The following is a 20,051-nucleotide window of genomic DNA, read 5'->3' on the forward strand; positions in this document are numbered from 1 at the left end:
AAGCATTCGTTAAAAAAAGTTAAACTATTATGTGATAACAGTAACACTATTATTTTTGGCTTATAAAACTTGAAGTATGGAGCGTTTATTGCAGTCAATTAAAATAGCCATTAACCAGAAGATTTTTTTAAAAGATCCCGAATCCTCGGATTTAGGGAAGAGAATAGTTGAACATAGCATTTTGCTCATAGATGAAATAGGGTTCGAGGCGTTCACATTTAAAAAACTGGGCCAACGTATCGGGTCCAATGAAAGCTCAATTTACCGTTATTTTGAGAATAAACATAAACTATTGGTGTACCTCACTTCGTGGTATTGGGGATGGTTGGAATATCAATTGGTCTTTGCGACCAATAGTATTGCGGATCCGGTTGAAAAATTGAGAAAGGCGATTTCCATTGTAAGTAAGACCACTGTGGAAGACCTCTCCTTTTCACATATCAATGAGGTGTTGTTGAACAAAATTGTAATTAATGAATCTTCCAAGTCCTTCCTGACCAAAGAAGTCGATCAGGAAAACAAGCAAGGTTATTTTGTTATTTATAAAAGGATGGTAAATCGTTTGGAGGTAATGATTAAAACAGTGAACCCCAAATACGCTTTTCCCTCCAGTTTGGCGAGTACCATTTTGGACAGTACCCTCCACCAACATTTTTTAAAGGACCATTTTCCCACATTGACCGATTGTGATGAAACAAACCTGCCAAAGGATTTTATTCACGATTTGGTTTTTAAAGCATTAAACGCATAAAAAAATGTCGAAAAAGAACATACTTACCGCTTGGCAGCGACTTGTGAATTTACTTCAGTTGGATAAAAAGGACGTACTTCAGGTATTCTATTATGCCATTTTTGCCGGACTGGTCACCTTGTCATTGCCCTTGGGCATTCAAGCGATAATCAATCTTATTCAAGGGGCACAGGTGAGCACCTCTTGGATCATCCTGGTCATACTTGTAACCCTCGGTGTGGGATTTGCCGGAGCTTTGCAATTGATGCAGTTACGGATCATTGAAAACATCCAACAGAAAATATTTACCCGATCCTCCTTTGAATTTGCCTATCGCTTTCCGAAAATTAGAATGAGTCAATTGCGAAATTTCTACCCCCCGGAATTGGCCAATAGGTTTTTTGATACCTTAAACGTTCAAAAAGGGGTGTCCAAATTATTGATAGACTTTCCTACGGCTTTGTTACAGATTGTTTTTGGACTCTTATTGTTGTCTCTGTACCATCCCTTTTTTATTGTCTATGGAGTGCTATTGATTGCGTTGATCTATGTGGTGTTCAAATACACCATTACCCGTGGACTGGAGACCAGTTTAAAGGAATCCAAGCATAAATATAGGGTAGCCCATTGGATTCAGGAAGTCGCTCGATGCATCGTAAGTTTTAAGCTGTCCGGGAAAACTAACCATGCCCTGGAAAAAAACGACGGATTGGTAAGCGGTTATCTGGAGGCACGGGAGAACCACTTTAAGATTTTGGTGCTACAATTTATCCAGATGATAGGGTTTAAGATTTTGGTAACGGGCGGCCTGTTGATCATTGGAGGTTTGTTGGTACTGAATCAAGAAATGAACATAGGGCAGTTTGTTGCTGCAGAGATTATCATTCTTTTGGTCATCAGTAGTGTGGAAAAGTTGATCGTGGGATTGGAATCGTTCTATGATGTATTGACCTCATTGGAAAAATTGGGGCAAGTAGTGGATAAGCAGATTGAACCGGAACAAAGCATTCCTCCGTTATTCGATAGGGGTGATTTCACGGTGCAACTGGATAAAATTAAATACTCTATCCCAGAAACGGGAAAGCTCATTATAGACGACATTTCACTGGAATTGCCTCCAAAGACCCGACTATTGATACAAGGGGAAAGCGGTAGTGGTAAGACCACGCTTTTGCAGATTATTGCGGCACTTATAGAACCCGATTCCGGGAATATTTATGTGAACGATGAGCGCATAAAGCCCGAGTTTCTGGGATATTATCGAATGAATGTTGGGCAATCCCTTAAAGAGGAGACCCCATTTGAAGGGACCTTATTGGAGAACATTACCTATGGCGATCCTTCAATTCCCAAAGAAGATGTTTTGGACATCATTGAGGTTACGGGCCTTAGAAAATTTGTCAAAGAATCACAAAGTGGTTTGGATACTGATATTTATCCAGAAGGAAAACAAATATCGTATACCATTGCCAAAAAAATTGTGTTGGCCAGAAGTTTGGTCAAAAAACCAAAGCTTTTGGTTTTAAGAGATCCATTGGACCAATTTGACCCAGAGGAAGCAGATCGTATTATGGAATACCTTACAGCACCGGAAAGGCCTTGGATACTGGTCGTTGTGAGCAATGATACGGGTTGGATGGGAAGATGTGGACAGAAAATAACGCTTAAGGACGGTAAAATAATTAAAAGTTAAGAGAACAATGCTTAATATTTCAAAGAACAGTATTGGCAGGAGAGTGGATATTTCAAGCTTCAAAGCCATGAAACGTGTATCCCAAAGGAAGCATAACAAACACTTCAATCGGTTTTTGAATGCATTTTCCGTCATTGCGATTATTTTCCTTTTCCTGCCGTGGACGCAGAATGTCCAGGGCAATGGATTTGTGACGACCTTGACACCGGACCAACGCCCGCAGACCATTCAATCTACCATTCCGGGACGTATTGAGAAATGGTACGTGCGTGAAGGGGATTTTGTCCAGGAGGGCGATACCATCCTCCATATCTCTGAAATCAAGAACGAATATTTTGATCCCAATTTGGTAGAGCGGACAGGACAACAGATAAGGGCCAAGGAAATGTCCGTTACCTCCTATCAAGAAAAGGTAAAGGCCTTGCAAATTCAAATAGGCGCTTTGAACAAAGAGCGGGAGTTGAAACTGGAACAGGCAAGGAACAAGCTACTGCAATCCAGGCTTAAGGTACAGAGCGATAGTATTGATCTAGAGGCTGCCAATACCAACATTACCATTGCCCAGCGGCAATACGATCGGGTGGTACAGTTGGAATCGGAAGGACTGAAGGCGGTGACCGATTTGGAAGAGAAAAGATTGAAATTACAGGAAACACAGGCCAAATTGATCTCCCAGGAGAATAAGCTCTTGGCCAGTAAAAACGATGTGATCAATGCACAAGTGGAAATCACCAGAATTGGAGCCGAATATACCGATAAGATCTCCAAGGCCAGAAGTGATATGTTTACCGCACAATCGAGCCAATTTGATTCCGAGGCCCAAGTGACGAAACTGCAAAACGAATTCACCAACTATTCCATACGGAACGATATGTACTATATCCGTGCTCCCCAAAATGGATTTATCAATAGGGCCATCCAGGGAGGTATAGGTGAAACGTTCAAGGAAGGGGACAGATTGGTCGCCATTATGCCCGCCAATATTGAACTGGCGGTGGAGACCTTTGTAGATCCGCTGGACCTACCATTAATGCATATTGGGGAGAAGGTACGTATCCAATTTGATGGATGGCCTGTCATTATTTTCAGTGGATGGCCCAATGTTTCCTACGGGACCTATGGAGGTGTGGTGGTAGCCATTGAAACCTTTATCAGCGACAATGGCAAATACCGAATTTTATTGGCGCAAGATCCGGAGGACCATCCCTGGCCGGAAGATTTGCGGGCCGGTTCAGGTGCTGATACCATTGCACTTTTGGATGATGTCCCCATTTGGTTCGAGCTTTGGAGACAGTTGAATGGGTTCCCCCCAAATTATTATCAACCCGAAAATAAGATGGCCGAGGCCGAAAAGAAGTAACAATGAAACGCTATCTTATATATTTGGCATTTCTGATACCGGTAGTCTCAAATGCCCAGCAAGATACGCTTGAACTTGGGTTCAATGAGTATTTGGGCTATGTAAAAAAATACCATCCCATCGCCCGGCAAGCGCAGTTGACCATATCAATTGGTCAAGCCAATTTAATGAAGGCAAGAGGAGGTTTTGACCCCAAGATCGAAGTGGATTATGAGCGTAAGGAATTCAAGGGAACGGAATACTGGGACAGATTAAATGGCACCTTCAAAATTCCTACCTACTATGGAATTGAATTCAAAGGAGGTTTTGAACAGGCTGAAGGCACGTTTATCAATGAGGACGAAACCTTTCCAATAGATGGCCTTTACAGTGCTGGGGTTTCAATGTCCCTGGCAAGGGGGTTCTGGATCAATGAACGAATGGCCACTTTGCAAAAGGCCAAATTTTTCAGGGAACAGACCAAGGCCGATCAGGACCTGTTGGTGAACCAAATTCTTTATGATGCCTCCTTGGCTTATTTTGAATGGCTCAAGGCTTATAATGAAGCTGAAATATTCAGGAACTTTCTTACCAATGCAGCAGTTCGTTTTGAAGGGGTAAAACGAAGTGCGTTGGCCGGGGATGTCGCAATCATTGATACGGTCGAAGCCAAAATCGCGGTGGAGAACAGACAATTGAGTTTGGAACAGGCCAAAGTGAAGATCATGCAGCGGTCATTGGAGCTTTCAAACTTTCTTTGGATCAACGATGTGCCGGTAGAGTTGCAACCCAATGTAATCCCCGATAGGAACCCGGAACAGACGATAGATGTTACCCTGGAGATTTTTGGAAAACCCCTGGACAGCTTTACCATAGCCAATCACCCAAAGCTACGCTCCATGGATTTCAAAATAGAGGGCCTAACGGTGGATAAAAGGCTTAAGGCCAATAAATTGCTGCCCAGAATAGATGTAGAATACAATTTTTTGACCGAAGCACCCGAACAGATAAACTCCTTTGCAACAGAGGAATATAAGGGAGGCATCAATTTTGAGTTTCCATTGTTCTTAAGGAAGGAAAGGGGGGACTTGAAATTGGCCAAATTCAAGCTGAGGGATGCCCAGTTTGAAAGGGACAACGCACAGGTGGAGATTCAGAACAAGGTATTGGCCATTTACCGGGAACTGGATTCCTTTTTGGAACAGAACCGATTGATTGATAATATCGTTCGGGATTACAACACTTTATTGTCTGCAGAGGAACGAAAATTCAGTTTTGGCGAGAGTTCGCTGTTCCTGATCAATACCCGGGAAAGTAGGCTCATAGATGCCGAGTTAAAACAGAACGAAGTGCAGAACAAATTCTTTACCACAAAGGCCAAGCTATTTAAAAGCTTGGCGATCAACCCAGAAAATCTTTAGGGAAAATGTTGGGCTCGGAAGGTATTTTGAAAGAACGCAAAAGGTTGCAGAACGCCAGGCCGGGTCTTCGGTTGAATTCCGTAGTTAAGGATACGTTATTCATTTTCTTTGGGATATTCGCTGCGGCGTTTGGCCTGGAGAGCTTTTTGCTCCCCAATCGGTTTATCGATGGCGGGGCTACGGGGATTTCGTTATTGATCTCTGAAATTACCCAGGTCCCTTTGGCAATCCTTATCATTTTTGTGAACATTCCCTTCCTGTTCATGGCCTATAAGACCATAGGAAAACAGTTTGCGGTGAAGGCGTTATTGGCCATTTTAGGCCTGGCAATGGTATTGGCGCTAATAGACTTTCCCGAAGTGACACAAGATAAGCTTTTGGTGGCCGTATTTGGAGGTTTTTTCCTTGGTGCGGGAATTGGGATGTCCATAAGGGGGGGAAGTGTGTTGGACGGTACCGAGGTTTTGGCCATTTATTTAAGTAAGAAACTTGGGGTGAAAATTGGGGATGTGATCATCATCATCAATGTGTTCATCTTTCTGGCGGCATCATATTTACTTTCCATAGAGGCAGCGCTATATTCCATGTTAACCTATTTGGCGGCATCCAAAACATTGGATTTTGTGGTAGACGGAATTGAGGAATATACAGGGGTAACCATTATCTCACCGGAAAGTGAGGAAATACGATTGATGGTCTCGGAAAAAATGGGGAGGGGACTTACCATATATAAGGCTTCGGGAGGGTACGGAAAGCACGGCGAACGAAATGAATACGATGTCATTTATACGGTGATAACACGTCTGGAAATTAGAAAACTTACAGTTGAGCTCGAAAAAATCGATCCCAAAGCTTTTGTGGTCATGAGCAGAATAAACGATACCCGCGGGGGAATGATAAAGAAGCGTTCTTTTGAATAAAAGTATTACTATTATATTAACAAAGTTTAACTTCTAACACAATGTGTAATACTTTTAGATAAATTTTTCCTATTGTATCTTTGTAGAAAGAAGATGTATGGGAAGAAAAAGTCTGAATAGGAAAAAGGAAGCCGTAGTGCTTTTCCCACAAGAACAGGACCTTCACCAACCGGAGGAGCTACAAATAGGGACTACCCTACGTATTGGGAGGCCCTCCAATAGGTACTACCAGTACATTTATACATCACTTGATTTTTTGAACCAAAAACTTAGCGATCTATCATCCATGTTGGATTTGGAAGGTCATTTGGTCGAGGTTACCGGAATGATCCACTTAAAAGATGGTAGTGGTTTTGCCATTGTGGAGAGCAAGGGGGACAACCTGGGTCCAAACAATCAAAATCGGCTTTTTGTGGACCGTTTCAAGGCTTTAAAAAACCATGAAATCATCATTGAACATTAAAAATTGAAAAAACGAAAACGATGGGAAAGATAAACGTAATTGCACCGGTGGTATCGTCATTTTTGTTGTCCAACTTGGCCATGGCCAATATCGAATTCAAAAATGGTGGTCCGACCATGGATGAACGAGCAGAAGCAAAACTTTTATCCAGCATTGAATATATTGAAGAAGAGGAAGTCATTGATTTGGGATTTGATGTCCATCAATACCTTCCACTGGATTTTGACCCGTACAAAGGAATGATTTACGATGTAGAGGATATTCAATATATAGAGCTGGATGAAGAACTCGAAATGTAGTACCTAAAGTCTTGGAAAAAACCAAGGCTTTTTTGTTTGAGATCAAGACGACCAATGATTTCTGTCAGCTTTTAACAGCTTTACCGACTTTATCTTAGCAAAAATTTTTTTGGTATGAATACACTTGCGGAAAACCCCATAAAATCAATTAATGTGATTATTCAAAGAGCGTTGGAGTTTGGTATGACCTACGGAGAATATCGTGAATTGGTTCAAGAATTGGCAATAAGGAACTCCAATACCGGTCCTGAAAAAACCGAAGCATTGGCAAATTATACCCAACTCAATACCAAACGTATGGATCGTTGGGACAAAACCCTCAGAATACCAAATGAGGTGGTGGACCATGTCAAAGCATTAAAACAAAAAATGACTTGGTTGGTCCTAACGGAAAGTTGGTGTGGGGATGCCTCTCCCAGTTTGCCCGTAATGAATAAGTTGGCCGAGCTAACACCAAACCTGGACTTGAAAATTGTTCTACGGGATGAGCATCCCGAATTGATGGATCTGTTCCTTACCAATGGAACACGTTCCATTCCCAAAGTGATCGTTTTGGATTCGTTGACCCAAAAAGTGCTTGGTGAATGGGGTCCACGTTCTTCAAAGGCCACTAAAATGGTGTTGGATTACAAAGCGGAACACGGACAGCTTATCCCGGAGTTCAAACAGCAGCTACAGGTTTTTTACAATAAGGACAAAGGTCAGGATATTCTAAAGGATTTAGTGGAACTACTTTCCCTGGAATAGATAGGTAATTGTTCCAATCTGACTGTTCTTGGGGCTCTGACTAAAGTTTGCCTTTAGGGCGTAGGCCTTGGCGTTTTGTATTAAACAATAGTCACTGGTGTTGGAACTTTTGTCATTAAAGGAAACCTCAAGAACGTCCCCGTTGCGATCCACCGTAATATTGATGACCACTTTTCCTCCCTTCTCACAGGTATATATTGGCGGAGGTAGGTAATACGCATTTCGATCCACCAAGGAGTAGGAGATGGAGGTACGTCTGTCTTTTAGGTAATTGGTAAATTCCTTTTTTTCCGCATCCCGCTCTCCAAGTTGCTCCCTGCGCTCCTGGCGTTTTTTGGCCAGTTCCTTTAGATTGGAAACAAAACCGGCATCACCTTCATTGAATTCATTGGATTCACTGCCCATTTCCCTTTCCTCCATTAGTTCCTCCAGGGTTTTAAGGGGCTCCGGTTCCCCTATGCTGGGTTTGGCAGTTTCATTAAAGGCCCTGTGGCTTTTTATGGGATCGTTTTGCGCCAGCTCTTCCAATCGCTCCTTTTCTTCCAACAGCTGTTCCACTTCCTCGTCCAAAATGGCCATTTCAATGACATATTCGTCTTCTTCCCTATTGACCAAATGAACATTATAAGCAAGCAATACAACATTTGCCATCGTAAAAATGGTGATGATAAGTGATAATTGCTTGCGATTCAGGTTCATGGTCTTCTAATAACCCAGATTTACCAAAAATATTTTATTCTTTTGAAATGTCCACTACCGTTTTACTATGGAGCCATTCCTTGAACATTTGTGGACTCTGGGCTTTATCTACGTTAAAATCGCCTATTTTGGTTCTTCTTAAAACGGATAGATGGGCCCCGGAATCCAAGGCTTTTCCAAAATCGTGGGCCAGGGAACGGATATAGGTCCCTTTACTACAGACCACCCTAAAATCTACTTCGGGCAACTCAATTTTGGTGATTTCAAATTCAAAAATCTCGATGTTTCTGGGTTTTATTTCAACAGTTTCCCCTTTTCTGGCAAATTCGTACAACCGCTTTCCATCTTTTTTAATTGCTGAAAAAACAGGGGGCATTTGTTGAATCCTCCCCAAAAACCCTTTAGGTGCAGCGCAAATTCTTTCTTTGGTCAGATGTTGGATCGGATAACTTTGGTCTATTTCGGTTTCCAGGTCATAGGAGGGCGTACTGGCCCCAAGGGTAAAGGTTCCCGTATATTCTTTTAATTTTCCTTGAAGTTCTGGAATTTTTTTGGTGGCTTTTCCCGTGCAGATCAACAGTAATCCCGTAGCCAGGGGATCGAGTGTCCCCGCATGTCCGATTTTGAATTTTTTATTGAGATTGAATTTCTTCCTAATGGCCCATTTTAATGCATTCACTGCTTGAAAGGAACTCCATTCCAAAGGTTTGTCAATCAAAAGAATTTGACCCTCCGTAAAATACGCTGAAGAAATATGTTGCATAATTGATTATCCCCAAATACTCCAACCAATGGCAATTAGACCAATGATGAGGCAGTAAATGGCAAAATACGTCAATTTGCTTTGGCGAACCAATTTTATCATCCAGGTACAGGCGGCCATCCCGGCAATAAATGCAGCTACAAAGCCTGCTCCCATGGCGCCTATTTGAGTGCTTTCAAAACTGATGTCGCCGCTTAAAATATCCTTGGCAACTTTTCCCAGGATCAAGGGTACGACCATCAAGAAAGAAAAACGTGCCGATTTGGTCTTGTCTATTCCCAAAAGTACCGAGGTGGAAATTGTTGCACCACTTCTGGATATGCCCGGTAACATAGCCACCATTTGTGCCATGCCAATGATAAAGGCACTGCGATAGGAAACCCCTTTTTCCGTTGTCCTGGCCATATCCGCCAAATACAGAAGTATAGCGGTAATAATGAGCATAATGCCCACAATGATAATTGCACCATCAAAAAAGACTTCCATAAAATCCTCCAATAAAAAACCTACCAAGGCCGCTGGGACCATCGATAGAACAATCTTTGCACTGAACTGGGTCTCTTCGTTCCATTTGAACTGAAAAAGGCCCTTAATGATATCCCATACGTCTTTTCGAAAAACGACAATGGTACTCAATGCGGTTGCAAAATGAAGTACAACGGTAAACAGCAAACTTTCCTCGGGGATGGAATTGTCACCCAAAATGGCTTTTCCCAATTCCAAATGTCCACTAGAGGAAACGGGCAAAAATTCAGTCAATCCTTGAATAATGCCCAAGATAATCGCATCAATGGTATCCAATGGTTATTTCTTTTTGCTAGGGTCCAAAAGAATGGCGTAAATCTGTATACCCAATCCAATCAACACCAGTAAAGGTGCCAGTCGGATTCTCCGAAAATTATAGATTTCGGGATTAAAGACATTGGGGTCATCACTTCCACCACCACTCATCAAAATAAAGCCCAAAGCAATAAACGCAATTCCAATAAACAAAAAGGTATAATTCTTCCTTTGGAAGATGAACTGCGGCTTCTTTTTTTGGATCGTACTATTTTTCTTGCCCATTCTATTACGCATTGATAACGCAAGTTAACCATTCTAATTGTTTGGTCAACAATTTATTTCCCTGGGTTTGGTCTTTAATAATACAGCTCATTGGTACGGAGGTTCAAGAATCGCTGTGTCGCAAAAAAGGTGCTGATGTAGGATATGAGTATTCCCAGAAGCAGGACCCCAAAAAATAATATTGAAAGCAAGGGAATATCTTCAAAAACCCCTAGCTCTGGAAAGGTTTTGTCCACATAGTAAAGGACAAGGGCCAAGGCCAAAAGGGCAATCAATCCCCCATAAAAGCCCAATTTTACATTGTTAAGGATAAAAGGTCTGCGAATAAAGGTTTTTGTGGCCCCAACCATTTGCATGGTCTTAATGATAAACCGTTTGGAATAAATGGAAAGTCTTATGGAACTATTAATGAGCAGTACCGCAATAACAGTGAACACGGCACATGCCAATAAAATCCAAAGACTTATTTTCTTCACATTGTCACTTAAAAGGGAAATCAAGGGTTGGTCATAACTTACTTCGTCCACAAAGGATTTATTGGAAAGGGACTCTGCAATTTCCGCCACTTGCTCTGGGGTTACAAAATTGGCCTTTAAGTTTACATCAAAAGAATTCTTTAAGGGATTGTAACCTAAAAATTCCTGGAAATTTTCACCAATGTCCTCACTGTATTGGTCCGCAGCATCTTCTTTGGAAACATAAATGGCGGCCTTGGTATACTCTGCCATGGCCAAACTTTTTTGGAGCTGGTCAATTTCAACAGGTTTGGCCGTATCCTTTAAAAAGACGGAAATGGTGATCTGTTCCCTGAAGTAATCGGCCAACTTTTTAGTGTTCAACACCAAAAGTCCCAAAACCCCTAACAGGAAGAGTACCAACGCAATACTTAGCACTACTGAAAAGTAGGAGGAAATCAATCGCCTTTTCTGATAGCGTTCTATGTACTGGCTCATGGAAAAAATTAGATATGTAAAAATAGAAAAGTAAATCGGTATTTGATGGGCCTGTCCAAATTCCACGGTCCTGGACCAATCCCCTAACGGACCAATGCCACATGTCCGTTAAGGATACGGGACCCCACTTGAATACGATACCAGTAATCCGATGCAGGAAGTGCCCTGCCGTTATAAGACCCATCCCATTGAAAATTTAGGTCGTTGGATTGGAATACCAGTTTAGAGAACCTGTCGTAAATCTCAATGCTGAATTCCAATGAAAGATCTATTCCTTCCGGTTGGAATACATCGTTCCTATTGTCCCCATTAGGGGTAAAAAAACGCGGAACAACCAGATGGACAAAAGGAAATTCCACTGGGTCACAATCGTTTTCGCCCCTCACAAAAGCGCTATACGTTCCTCCGAGCAAACTTTCAAAAGTGGGATTTTCTTGATAGTTGATGCCGTCCAAGGAATATTCGAAAATCCCGGTATTTTCGGTTACAACGGTTATATTTCGATGATTTGAAATTACCTCTTGAACAATGGGGTTATTAATTTGATTGACTTCAATGGTTTTGGTAACTGAACAATTGTTGGTGTCGGTAACCAGAACGGAATACGTACCAGGGGTGTTGACCACAATTTCAAAAGATTCCTCTCCTGAAGACCACAAATAATCCAGCCCCCTTATATCTGCATTAATGGTAATTGAAGTTCCTTCACATAGATCCAAGTTTTCATCCACTACAACGGGTAAATCAAAATAGGTAATGGTGACCGGCGTTCTATTGGTTGAAATGCATCCGGCGATTTCCGTAACGGCCTCGGCATAAAATGTTCCCGATACGTCCGTGGCAAAAAAGACATTATCCTGGAGTAACAGGTTTCCATCAATGGCGGCATCATACCAATCTACCCGTACCCCATCCGGAACGGCGGCCCGTACGCCACCCAAATTATTGGCACATAGACCCACATCGCCTGAACTTATTGGGGGGTCGGGACGATTTTCAATAATGATATCAAAAACATCGGATATGGTATTGCACTTGTCATTGCTCAAATTGATGGCATCCTCGGCAACTTTTACCCTATAGAACCTTGTTTCGTTCAATAATGCTGTGGTGTATATGCTATTGGTTTCACCGGGCAAATCCAACCAAGTAGTGCCATCCGGACTTTCTTGCCATTGATAGGCATGGGAGCTGTAAACCGAAAAGTCCGGTGTTGCTTGAAGCGTGGTTGTAATTGGGACGTCTTCTTCACAAAATGCCAAGGACACATTATTGGTATTGTCCATTACGGTAATGTTATCTCCACATGTCCTGAAAACAATATCATCAATGGCAAGGTCATTGCCACAACCTCCGGCACCATTGTTTATCATTTTTAGGATTACGGAAGTTTGTCCTGGTAGGGTTTGGAAGACTAGGCCGTATTGTTCCCAAATAGGACGGGAAGTCCCTCGGATATCGCCGGTATCTCCCGAGGCTAAGAGTACGGTGTCCGTATCATCCCAAATTTGAAATCGAACATTTATTGGAATACCGCCATTTGGACATTGCGTTGAGGAGGGCAATAGATTAAGAAGCCAGGCTGAAAATTCATAAGAGGTATTTTCACATAGTCCATCGACGGGAATTCTAAAAAATTCACCGGGAGTAAAACTGGCATTTACAATTAGGGACTTACCATTGACATCCCCCGGGGTGTGGTCCGCAGTGTTAAACCAATCAAAATAATTGGTTCTGCTGGAAATGGTATAATTTCCATCCATAGGCTGTTCGGGACCGCCATCTACGTAATTGTAGGTGGTTGTCCTTGGAGGCAAAGGAGGTCCATCTTCCAAACCGGTCCCAAAAGTTTCCATAAAGATGGGGTCTCCGGTATTGCCTTCACAAAATGTCAACTGACTTTGCATATGCTAATGAAGGAAACAGCATACCAAAAGGGATAATAAGACTTTTACTACTTGCAATTTTATCTGGTTTATGACCTGTTTTACTTGGCACTTTATCCTTTTTGCTCTGGCGGATTAAACCTATTTTTGCCAAGCGAAGGAAGAAATATATAAAATGAACTACAATTTCAGGCAAATAGAGGCTAAATGGCAACAATATTGGACCAAGAATCAAACCTTTAGGGTAGAAAATAATTCGGATAAGCCCAAATTTTATGCACTTTCCATGTTTCCCTATCCTTCAGGGGCAGGTCTGCACGTAGGACATCCCCTGGGTTATATTGCCTGTGATATCTATGCCCGCTATAAAAGGCATAAGGGATACAATGTATTGCATCCCATGGGTTACGATTCCTTTGGCCTTCCTGCAGAACAGTATGCCATACAAACAGGGCAGCATCCCGCCATAACAACGGAAACCAATATCAAAAGATATCGGGAGCAACTGGACCAATTGGGTTTTTCCTTTGATTGGAGTAGGGAAGTGCGTACCTCCAACCCCAGGTATTATAAGTGGACACAATGGGTCTTTATCCAATTGTTCAATTCGTGGTACAACAATCAAACGGATAAAGCGGAACCTATTGAACGTTTGATTGCGATTTTTGAAAAGGAAGGGAATAAGAATGTGAACGCCTCCTGTGATGATGATACACCGGTTTTTTTGGCCAGCGAATGGAACACGTTCTCGGAAAAACGGAAACAGCAAGTATTGTTAAAATACCGTCTGACCTATTTAGCCGATGCTGAGGTGAATTGGTGCCCGGCATTGGGTACGGTCCTGGCCAATGATGAAATTGTGAATGACGTTTCGGAACGTGGGGGACATCCCGTGATTCGAAAGAAGATGACCCAATGGATGATGCGGATTACAGCCTATGCACAACGGTTGTTGGATGGCTTGGACACTATTGATTGGCCACAACCTCTAAAAGATTCCCAAACCAATTGGATCGGTCGTTCCGAAGGAGCTTCGGCAACTTTTAAGGTCATTCCGACAGCGCCAAGCAATCGGGAATCCCATCAAATAGAGGTATTCACTACCCGCCCTGATACCATTTTCGGTGCTTCCTTCATGACATTGGCTCCAGAGCATGAATTGGTGGCCAAAATCACCACACCAGCACAAAAATCAGAGATTGATGCTTATGTTGAAGCAACGTCAAAACGCTCGGAGCGTGAGCGAATGGCGGATGTAAAAACCATTTCCGGTGCTTTTACGGGGGCGTACGCAGAACACCCGTTTACCAAAGCGCCCATTCCCATTTGGATAGGGGATTATGTATTGGCCAACTATGGCACGGGGGCGGTAATGGCAGTTCCCTGCGGAGATCAACGGGACTATGACTTTGCAAAGCATTTTGATATTGATATCCCCAACATTTTCGATGGGGTTGATATTTCGGAAGAGGCCTTTGCCGATAAGGCAAACACCATTATTGCCAATTCCGATTTCCTAAATGGGTTACGCCACAAAGAAGCAACAAGGAAAGTTATTGATGAGTTGGAAAAAATTGGTCAAGGACAGGGCAAGATCAATTACCGTTTGCGGGATGCGGTATTTAGCCGCCAACGCTATTGGGGAGAACCGTTCCCGGTCTATTACGATGCCGATGGAATGCCCCAGATGATTGCGGAAGGGCATCTGCCCTTGGAATTGCCCGAAGTGGAAAAGTACCTCCCCACGGAAACTGGGGAACCCCCTTTGGGTAATGCTGCGCATTGGGCATGGAATGCTGAGGCGAATACAGTGGTTGCCAACGAATTGATTGACCACAAAACGGTATTTCCCTTAGAACTCAACACCATGCCGGGTTGGGCGGGAAGTTCCCAATATTTCAATCGCTATATGGATCCACATAATGAAGAAGCCATTTATTCACGGGAAGCAATAGACTACTGGCAAGATGTGGATCTCTATATTGGAGGCAGCGAGCACGCTACGGGACATTTGTTGTATTCCCGTTTTTGGCAAAAGTTTTTGTTTGATAGGGGTGTTGCCCCAAAGGATGAGTTTGCCAAAAAATTGATCAATCAGGGGATGATTACGGGAACAAGTGCTTTTGTCTACAAAGATGCAGCGCAAAACAAGGTGTATTCCAAAGGACTGATCAATGGGAAACATGTCAACCCAATCCATGCGGATGTTTCTTTAATTGATTCATCGGATGAATTGGATGTTGAAGCCTTTAAAAAGTGGCGCCCAGATTTGTCAAAGGCAGAATTCATTTTGGAGAATGGCAAATACATTGTAGGTCGCGAAATCGAAAAAATGTCCAAATCCAAATACAATGTGGTCAACCCCGATCAGATTTGTGAGGATTATGGTGCGGACAGTCTTCGGTTGTATGAGATGTTCCTGGGACCATTGGAGCAATCCAAGCCCTGGAACACAGCGGGCATTACAGGGGTTCATGGTTTTTTAAAGAAACTATGGAAGTTATACTTCACGGTTGATGATAGTGAACCGACTCCTGACAACCTGAAGACACTGCACAAAACCATCAAAAAGGTAGAAGAGGATATTGAGCACTTTAGTTTCAACACGTCCGTCTCCACCTTTATGATTTGTGTGAATGAATTGACGGCACAAAAATGCACAAGCAAGGCCATTTTGGAACCCCTGGCGATTTTGGTATCGCCCTATGCCCCCCATATCGCTGAGGAACTTTGGGAAATGATGGGCCACACGGGTTCCATTGCCAATGTACCCTTTCCGAAACTGGAAGGGAAATATCTGGTGGAAAGCACCAAAGCCTATCCCATTTCCTTTAATGGTAAGATGCGTTTTAAGATGGAACTTCCCCTGGATATGGCGAAATCCGATATTGAAGCTGCTGTTATGGCCCATGAACAGACCGCCAAATATCTGGATGGCCGAACACCCAAGAAAGTCATTGTGGTGCCCGGTAAAATTGTAAATGTTGTCGGGTAATGCACTTCTGCTCTATTGTGGAGGTGTTTTCGTCAATTAAGGAAAGGAGTTAAAATTGTCCAGATTCCAGAATCCAGGGGCGAAGTGGTCTTACATCATTTTTAAGCCAACCCTTACGGCTATCTACCCTATTGTGGCCGTGTGCACCGATGCTGTTTTTATTCCTAAGGCCAAAAGGGATGGGAACATAAATCCAGCCAGGACAATCAGCTTATCATGCATTTGGTATTCCTTCTGGGTCCAATTTTTTGGATGATCTGTGATTTCCATGGCAAAAGCCCTGCCTTTGTTTTAGCTATTTTGTTCAAGGGTACTGACCAATATGATGTTGATTTTAAAATAGAAACATAAACAAGGGTATTTTTAGCGGTCAAGAACTAAAAAAACAATTTTTTTTGAATGACCCCCTATTTTTTAGGGGTATGAAAATAAAAAAATGCTCTTTTAACTGAATTACCCCTGCATTTCATCGATTTTATTTTTCATTTTTTTAGATTTACAACACTTTTGGCGCTATAATTCTATAAATACAACAACTTTAAAACAAGAACCATGGTTATTGGTGTACCTAAGGAAATTAAGAATAATGAAAGCCGGGTGGGGATGACCCCTTCCGGAGTTTTTGAACTGGTAAAGAACAATCACACGGTATACGTGCAGTCCACCGCTGGGGAAGGAAGTGGTTTTTTTGATGAGGACTACAGCAATGCGGGCGCACAGATTTTGCCCAACATAGAGGAGGTATATGCCAAGGCCGATGTGATTGTAAAGGTCAAGGAACCCATAGCGATGGAATATGGATTGATCAAGGAAGGACAGATTGTTTTTACTTATTTTCATTTTGCTTCCAGCGGGCCACTGACCAAAGCCATGATCAACAGCAAGGCAATCTGTATTGCCTATGAAACGGTTGAGGATGAAGATGGGACGCTTCCCCTGTTAACCCCAATGTCTGAAGTAGCGGGTCGGATGGCCATTCAGCAGGGGGCCAAATATTTGGAAAAGCCTGTAAAGGGCAAAGGAGTATTACTGGGTGGCGTACCGGGAGTGCAACCTGGGAAAGTCTTGGTGCTGGGTGCGGGAACCGTAGGAATCCAAGCCGCAAAAATGGCAGCAGGTCTTGGAGCCCATGTCACTATTATGGATATCAATATGAAAAGATTACGATATGTGAATGATGTCATGCCAAACCATGTGGTCACCGATTTTTCCAACGAGCTCAGAATTCGAAAGCATATCAAGACCCATGATTTAATTGTGGGTGCGGTATTGTTGAAAGGGGCAAAAGCCCCGAATTTAATTACCAAGGATATGCTTAAGGACATGCATCCCGGGACAGTCATTGTGGATGTGGCCGTGGATCAAGGAGGGTGCATTGAAACAACTAAGCCAACAACCCATGAAGATCCCGTTTACATTATTGACGACGTGGTCCACTATTGTGTGGCCAATATGCCGGGTGCGGTGCCCTATACCTCCACTATTGCCCTGACCAATGTTACGTTGCCCTATGTTTTAAAATTGGCCAATAACGGTTGGCAAAGTGCCTGTAGGATGGACAAATCCTTGGAAAAAGGACTGAACATTGTTGAGGGGGAAGTGGTCTATAAGGAAATCATGGATGCCTTTGACTGGGATGCTCCGGTTTTAGAGCCTGTTTAGGAATATGTGATTGGAATTGTTATAGGTCATTTTTGTGCGGAACGAGGCGAATTTTTTGTGCATAGCTATAGTTATGGACCAAAATTTTAACGATGTGCCGGGCAAAAAGGGACATAAGAAAACAATTAACAAATTCCTAAACGGTCTCTTAGTATAAACTAACAAAATGTCAGTTTTTAAAGCCCCGTCCAATTTGGCGGGGTTTTTGCTTTTGAGTTGGTATATTTAATAAAAATTAAAACGAAAACGTCATGATGGGATATTATATATTAATCGGTGCTATTGCATTGGTCAGTTGGTTGGTGAGTGCCCGGCTAAAAAGTAAGTTCAAGCATTATTCCAAAGTGCATTTGCAGAATGGAATGAGTGGTGCGGAAATCGCCCAGAAAATGTTGGATGACCACGGGATACGGGATGTGAAGGTTATCTCCACCCCTGGGATGTTGACCGATCATTACAATCCGAAAAATAAAACGGTAAACCTTAGTGAAGGGGTCTATAACCAACGGAATACCGCGGCAGCTGCGGTAGCTGCCCATGAGGTAGGACATGCGGTACAACATGCCCAGGCATACGAATGGTTGACCATGCGGTCCAAATTGGTTCCCCTGGTAAGTGTTACCTCCGGAATGAGCACTTGGGTGGTATTTGGCGGACTCATGTTGGGAGCTGCGGCGGGCGTTGGCCTTGGATACTGGATTGCGGTGGCCGGATTGGTGATGATGGCATTTGCCACGCTTTTCAGTTTTATCACCCTACCTGTTGAATATGATGCCAGTAAACGTGCTTTGGTATGGCTCAAACAAAAGAATATGGTCACCCAAGCGGAGTATAAAGGTTCTGAAGATGCATTGAATTGGGCGGCCAGGACCTATTTGGTAGCTGCCATAGGTGCTTTGGCAACCTTGGTATACTGGGGCTTACAAGTTTTTGGAGGCCGGGACTAAAAAAGTAAAAAAACATGCAAAAAAGGTCCTTTCTTTTGGAAGGACCTTTTTTAGTGCTACCAACTGAACGCATAGGAAAGTTGAACATAAATATGTGACTCCGAACCCATGGTTTCGGAAGAATTGTAGCGCATACCAATTTTGTAATCATTTCGGTTAAAGCGATAGTTAACATCAAGCCCAAACCGTAAAAGTGAATTTTCGGATTCCCTAAGAATGGGGGAATCGTCCCCAAAGAAATTCCCCTCGATCAATCCGTTATAAAACACTTCACGATACGCAAGTCTGAGTACAAAAAAGATTTCACGCGCATTGTTCCCCAAACGATTGTATGCAATGCTCTCTCCAATAGGGGTTCTTCTGCCAAAATGGAAAATAGCTTCGGTCTCCCCAAAAATATCCCTGGACCCCATTGCCAATTTAGGTTGCAGGGCAATTAGGACACCAAATGGGTTGGGAGCCAATTCCCATTCCTTGGTATAGGAAGCATAAAGGTTGACATGGAAACTATTGTTCAGTTCATCAATCCATTGGGGTGTCTCAAAAATGGCCACGGCCCTATGATACCACCGTTGGAACCCTCCGGCTCCCGAGTTGTTTCCCACAAGACCGAAAAGTGCTTCAATATCGATCAGGGAATTTTTGTAGGCCGAAGACCAACTGCTTAACAAACCGGTGAATCCGGCATAGGGCCTATCAAACGAAGTGGATTCAACCGATTGGGTCTGGGTAGGGGTATATACTTCCTGTCCAAGTCGGAAGCGAAGCTGTTCCCCTTCCCCAAAAACACCTTTTTTCAGAATAGTCCTGTAGGTCAAGAACAGTCCGGACGAATAATAACGGTCGGTTGATAGAAAAAAATCATTGTCGTGACGAAACTCCAACTGATGTGGGAAGGCATTGGGCTCATAACTTCGCTGTGAAAAGAGTGAGGTTTTCAAAAAGCAGATAAAAATGCCAAAGAATAATCGCTGCATTAGGAACTAAATGGAAATCTGCCTATTGATTTGTTGATTTAATGAGATGAAGGTTTCTGTCCGGGAAACACCTTCAATCTGCTGAATGTTTTTGTTCAACACCTGCATTAAATGCTCATTGTCCTTGCAGAGCACTTTAATTAGGATGGACCAATTGCCGGTAGTATAATGGCACTCCAAAACCTCGGGTATTTTTTTAAGGGCTGCCACCGCTTTGGGATTGCTCATGGCCCTGTCCAAAAAAATACCAATATATGCCATTGTGGTATATCCCAGCACCTTGGGGTTGATAATGAACTTTGAGCCGGAAATGACCCTGGCAGCTTCCAATTTACGTAGTCTTTGGTGGATGGCCGCTCCTGAAATACCAATATCCCGGGCAATCTCCAAAATCGGTTTTCGGGCATCTTCCATTAAATGCCTTAGGATTTTTTTGTCTATCCCATCCAGTCGTAACAAGTTGTTAGTGGATTTCATAGAAATGCAAACTAA

19 protein-coding genes are annotated in these 20,051 nt (G+C 42.8%); 11 read left to right on the plus strand and 8 right to left on the minus strand.

Features of this window, described 5'->3' with window-relative positions:
• Window positions 1-76: 76 nt before the first annotated feature.
• The 8 genes from L0P88_RS12445 to L0P88_RS12480 all read left to right on the plus strand — a co-directional run bounded on the left by L0P88_RS12445 (window position 77) and on the right by L0P88_RS12480 (window position 7,612).
• Window positions 77-751, plus strand: coding sequence for a TetR/AcrR family transcriptional regulator (locus tag L0P88_RS12445; protein ID WP_247130251.1), 675 nt, complete (start codon window positions 77-79; stop codon window positions 749-751).
• Window positions 752-755: 4 nt separating this feature from the next.
• Complete coding sequence (locus tag L0P88_RS12450) at window positions 756-2,423, plus strand: peptidase domain-containing ABC transporter (RefSeq protein ID WP_247130252.1); 1,668 nt, start codon at window positions 756-758, stop codon at window positions 2,421-2,423.
• Window positions 2,424-2,430: 7 nt separating this feature from the next.
• Window positions 2,431-3,783: an HlyD family secretion protein gene (locus tag L0P88_RS12455; protein WP_247130253.1), complete on the plus strand. Its 1,353-nt coding sequence runs from the start codon at window positions 2,431-2,433 to the stop codon at window positions 3,781-3,783.
• Window positions 3,784-3,785: 2 nt separating this feature from the next.
• On the plus strand, window positions 3,786-5,183 hold the full coding sequence (locus tag L0P88_RS12460; RefSeq protein ID WP_247130254.1) for a TolC family protein: 1,398 nt from the start codon (window positions 3,786-3,788) through the stop codon (window positions 5,181-5,183).
• A 5-nt stretch (window positions 5,184-5,188) separates the two neighbouring features.
• Window positions 5,189-6,103: a YitT family protein gene (locus L0P88_RS12465; protein ID WP_247130255.1), complete on the plus strand. Its 915-nt coding sequence runs from the start codon at window positions 5,189-5,191 to the stop codon at window positions 6,101-6,103.
• Window positions 6,104-6,200: 97 nt separating this feature from the next.
• The gene (locus tag L0P88_RS12470; protein ID WP_247130256.1) at window positions 6,201-6,566 is read left to right on the plus strand and encodes a hypothetical protein; all 366 of its coding nucleotides are present in this window, start codon (window positions 6,201-6,203) and stop codon (window positions 6,564-6,566) included.
• A 20-nt stretch (window positions 6,567-6,586) separates the two neighbouring features.
• Entirely contained in the window at window positions 6,587-6,865 is a 279-nt protein-coding gene (locus tag L0P88_RS12475) for a hypothetical protein (protein ID WP_247130257.1), read from the plus strand.
• A 114-nt stretch (window positions 6,866-6,979) separates the two neighbouring features.
• Entirely contained in the window at window positions 6,980-7,612 is a 633-nt protein-coding gene (locus tag L0P88_RS12480) for a thioredoxin family protein (protein WP_247130258.1), read from the plus strand.
• Here the strand turns inward: L0P88_RS12480 and L0P88_RS12485 are convergent.
• The 6 genes from L0P88_RS12485 to L0P88_RS12510 all read right to left on the minus strand — a co-directional run bounded on the left by L0P88_RS12485 (window position 7,595) and on the right by L0P88_RS12510 (window position 12,999).
• Window positions 7,595-8,311, minus strand: a complete 717-nt coding sequence (locus L0P88_RS12485; protein WP_247130259.1) for an energy transducer TonB — start codon at window positions 8,309-8,311, stop codon at window positions 7,595-7,597. The genes L0P88_RS12480 and L0P88_RS12485 overlap by 18 nt on opposite strands.
• Window positions 8,312-8,345: 34 nt before the next feature.
• Entirely contained in the window at window positions 8,346-9,074 is a 729-nt protein-coding gene (truB, locus tag L0P88_RS12490) for a tRNA pseudouridine(55) synthase TruB (protein ID WP_247130260.1), read from the minus strand.
• 6 nt (window positions 9,075-9,080) lie between these two features.
• A complete protein-coding gene (locus L0P88_RS12495) occupies window positions 9,081-9,875 on the minus strand; it encodes an undecaprenyl-diphosphate phosphatase (RefSeq protein ID WP_247130261.1) in 795 nt (264 codons plus the stop codon).
• Window positions 9,876-9,878: 3 nt separating this feature from the next.
• Window positions 9,879-10,139, minus strand: coding sequence for a DUF3098 domain-containing protein (locus L0P88_RS12500; protein WP_247130262.1), 261 nt, complete (start codon window positions 10,137-10,139; stop codon window positions 9,879-9,881).
• Between the two features lie 74 nt (window positions 10,140-10,213).
• Entirely contained in the window at window positions 10,214-11,092 is an 879-nt protein-coding gene (locus tag L0P88_RS12505) for a cell division protein FtsX (RefSeq protein ID WP_247130263.1), read from the minus strand.
• Between the two features lie 83 nt (window positions 11,093-11,175).
• Window positions 11,176-12,999: a T9SS type B sorting domain-containing protein gene (locus L0P88_RS12510; RefSeq protein ID WP_247130264.1), complete on the minus strand. Its 1,824-nt coding sequence runs from the start codon at window positions 12,997-12,999 to the stop codon at window positions 11,176-11,178.
• Window positions 13,000-13,153: 154 nt separating this feature from the next.
• Here L0P88_RS12510 and leuS point away from each other — a divergent pair, with 154 nt between their 5' ends.
• The 3 genes from leuS (at window position 13,154) to L0P88_RS12525 (ending at window position 18,582) form a co-directional block, all read left to right on the plus strand.
• The gene (gene leuS / locus L0P88_RS12515) at window positions 13,154-15,973 is read left to right on the plus strand and encodes a leucine--tRNA ligase (protein ID WP_247130265.1); all 2,820 of its coding nucleotides are present in this window, start codon (window positions 13,154-13,156) and stop codon (window positions 15,971-15,973) included.
• Between the two features lie 552 nt (window positions 15,974-16,525).
• Window positions 16,526-17,635: an alanine dehydrogenase gene (gene ald, locus L0P88_RS12520; RefSeq protein ID WP_247130266.1), complete on the plus strand. Its 1,110-nt coding sequence runs from the start codon at window positions 16,526-16,528 to the stop codon at window positions 17,633-17,635.
• A 251-nt stretch (window positions 17,636-17,886) separates the two neighbouring features.
• The gene (locus L0P88_RS12525; RefSeq protein WP_247130267.1) at window positions 17,887-18,582 is read left to right on the plus strand and encodes a zinc metallopeptidase; all 696 of its coding nucleotides are present in this window, start codon (window positions 17,887-17,889) and stop codon (window positions 18,580-18,582) included.
• A 56-nt stretch (window positions 18,583-18,638) separates the two neighbouring features.
• Here L0P88_RS12525 and L0P88_RS12530 read toward each other — a convergent pair whose 3' ends face one another.
• Both L0P88_RS12530 and L0P88_RS12535 read right to left on the minus strand, forming a co-directional pair.
• Window positions 18,639-19,559 carry a lipid A-modifier LpxR family protein gene (locus tag L0P88_RS12530; protein WP_247130268.1) on the minus strand — a complete coding sequence of 307 codons (921 nt, stop codon included), beginning with the start codon at window positions 19,557-19,559 and terminating at the stop codon, window positions 18,639-18,641.
• 6 nt (window positions 19,560-19,565) lie between these two features.
• A complete protein-coding gene (locus L0P88_RS12535) occupies window positions 19,566-20,036 on the minus strand; it encodes an Lrp/AsnC ligand binding domain-containing protein (RefSeq protein ID WP_247130269.1) in 471 nt (156 codons plus the stop codon).
• Between the last annotated feature and the right edge of the window lie 15 nt (window positions 20,037-20,051).

The organism is Muricauda sp. SCSIO 64092, from assembly GCF_023016285.1.
Lineage (GTDB): Bacteria > Bacteroidota > Bacteroidia > Flavobacteriales > Flavobacteriaceae > Croceivirga.

Coding starts and splice junctions, on each gene's coding strand:
- L0P88_RS12445 (WP_247130251.1), top strand. CDS start 77: ATGGAGCGTTTATTGCAGTCAATTAAAATAGCCATTAACCAGAAGATT.
- L0P88_RS12450 (WP_247130252.1), top strand. CDS start 756: ATGTCGAAAAAGAACATACTTACCGCTTGGCAGCGACTTGTGAATTTA.
- L0P88_RS12455 (WP_247130253.1), top strand. CDS start 2,431: ATGCTTAATATTTCAAAGAACAGTATTGGCAGGAGAGTGGATATTTCA.
- L0P88_RS12460 (WP_247130254.1), top strand. CDS start 3,786: ATGAAACGCTATCTTATATATTTGGCATTTCTGATACCGGTAGTCTCA.
- L0P88_RS12465 (WP_247130255.1), top strand. CDS start 5,189: ATGTTGGGCTCGGAAGGTATTTTGAAAGAACGCAAAAGGTTGCAGAAC.
- L0P88_RS12470 (WP_247130256.1), top strand. CDS start 6,201: ATGGGAAGAAAAAGTCTGAATAGGAAAAAGGAAGCCGTAGTGCTTTTC.
- L0P88_RS12475 (WP_247130257.1), top strand. CDS start 6,587: ATGGGAAAGATAAACGTAATTGCACCGGTGGTATCGTCATTTTTGTTG.
- L0P88_RS12480 (WP_247130258.1), top strand. CDS start 6,980: ATGAATACACTTGCGGAAAACCCCATAAAATCAATTAATGTGATTATT.
- L0P88_RS12485 (WP_247130259.1), bottom strand. CDS start 8,311: ATGAACCTGAATCGCAAGCAATTATCACTTATCATCACCATTTTTACG.
- truB (WP_247130260.1), bottom strand. CDS start 9,074: ATGCAACATATTTCTTCAGCGTATTTTACGGAGGGTCAAATTCTTTTG.
- L0P88_RS12500 (WP_247130262.1), bottom strand. CDS start 10,139: ATGGGCAAGAAAAATAGTACGATCCAAAAAAAGAAGCCGCAGTTCATC.
- L0P88_RS12505 (WP_247130263.1), bottom strand. CDS start 11,092: ATGAGCCAGTACATAGAACGCTATCAGAAAAGGCGATTGATTTCCTCC.
- L0P88_RS12510 (WP_247130264.1), bottom strand. CDS start 12,999: ATGCAAAGTCAGTTGACATTTTGTGAAGGCAATACCGGAGACCCCATC.
- leuS (WP_247130265.1), top strand. CDS start 13,154: ATGAACTACAATTTCAGGCAAATAGAGGCTAAATGGCAACAATATTGG.
- ald (WP_247130266.1), top strand. CDS start 16,526: ATGGTTATTGGTGTACCTAAGGAAATTAAGAATAATGAAAGCCGGGTG.
- L0P88_RS12525 (WP_247130267.1), top strand. CDS start 17,887: ATGATGGGATATTATATATTAATCGGTGCTATTGCATTGGTCAGTTGG.
- L0P88_RS12530 (WP_247130268.1), bottom strand. CDS start 19,559: ATGCAGCGATTATTCTTTGGCATTTTTATCTGCTTTTTGAAAACCTCA.
- L0P88_RS12535 (WP_247130269.1), bottom strand. CDS start 20,036: ATGAAATCCACTAACAACTTGTTACGACTGGATGGGATAGACAAAAAA.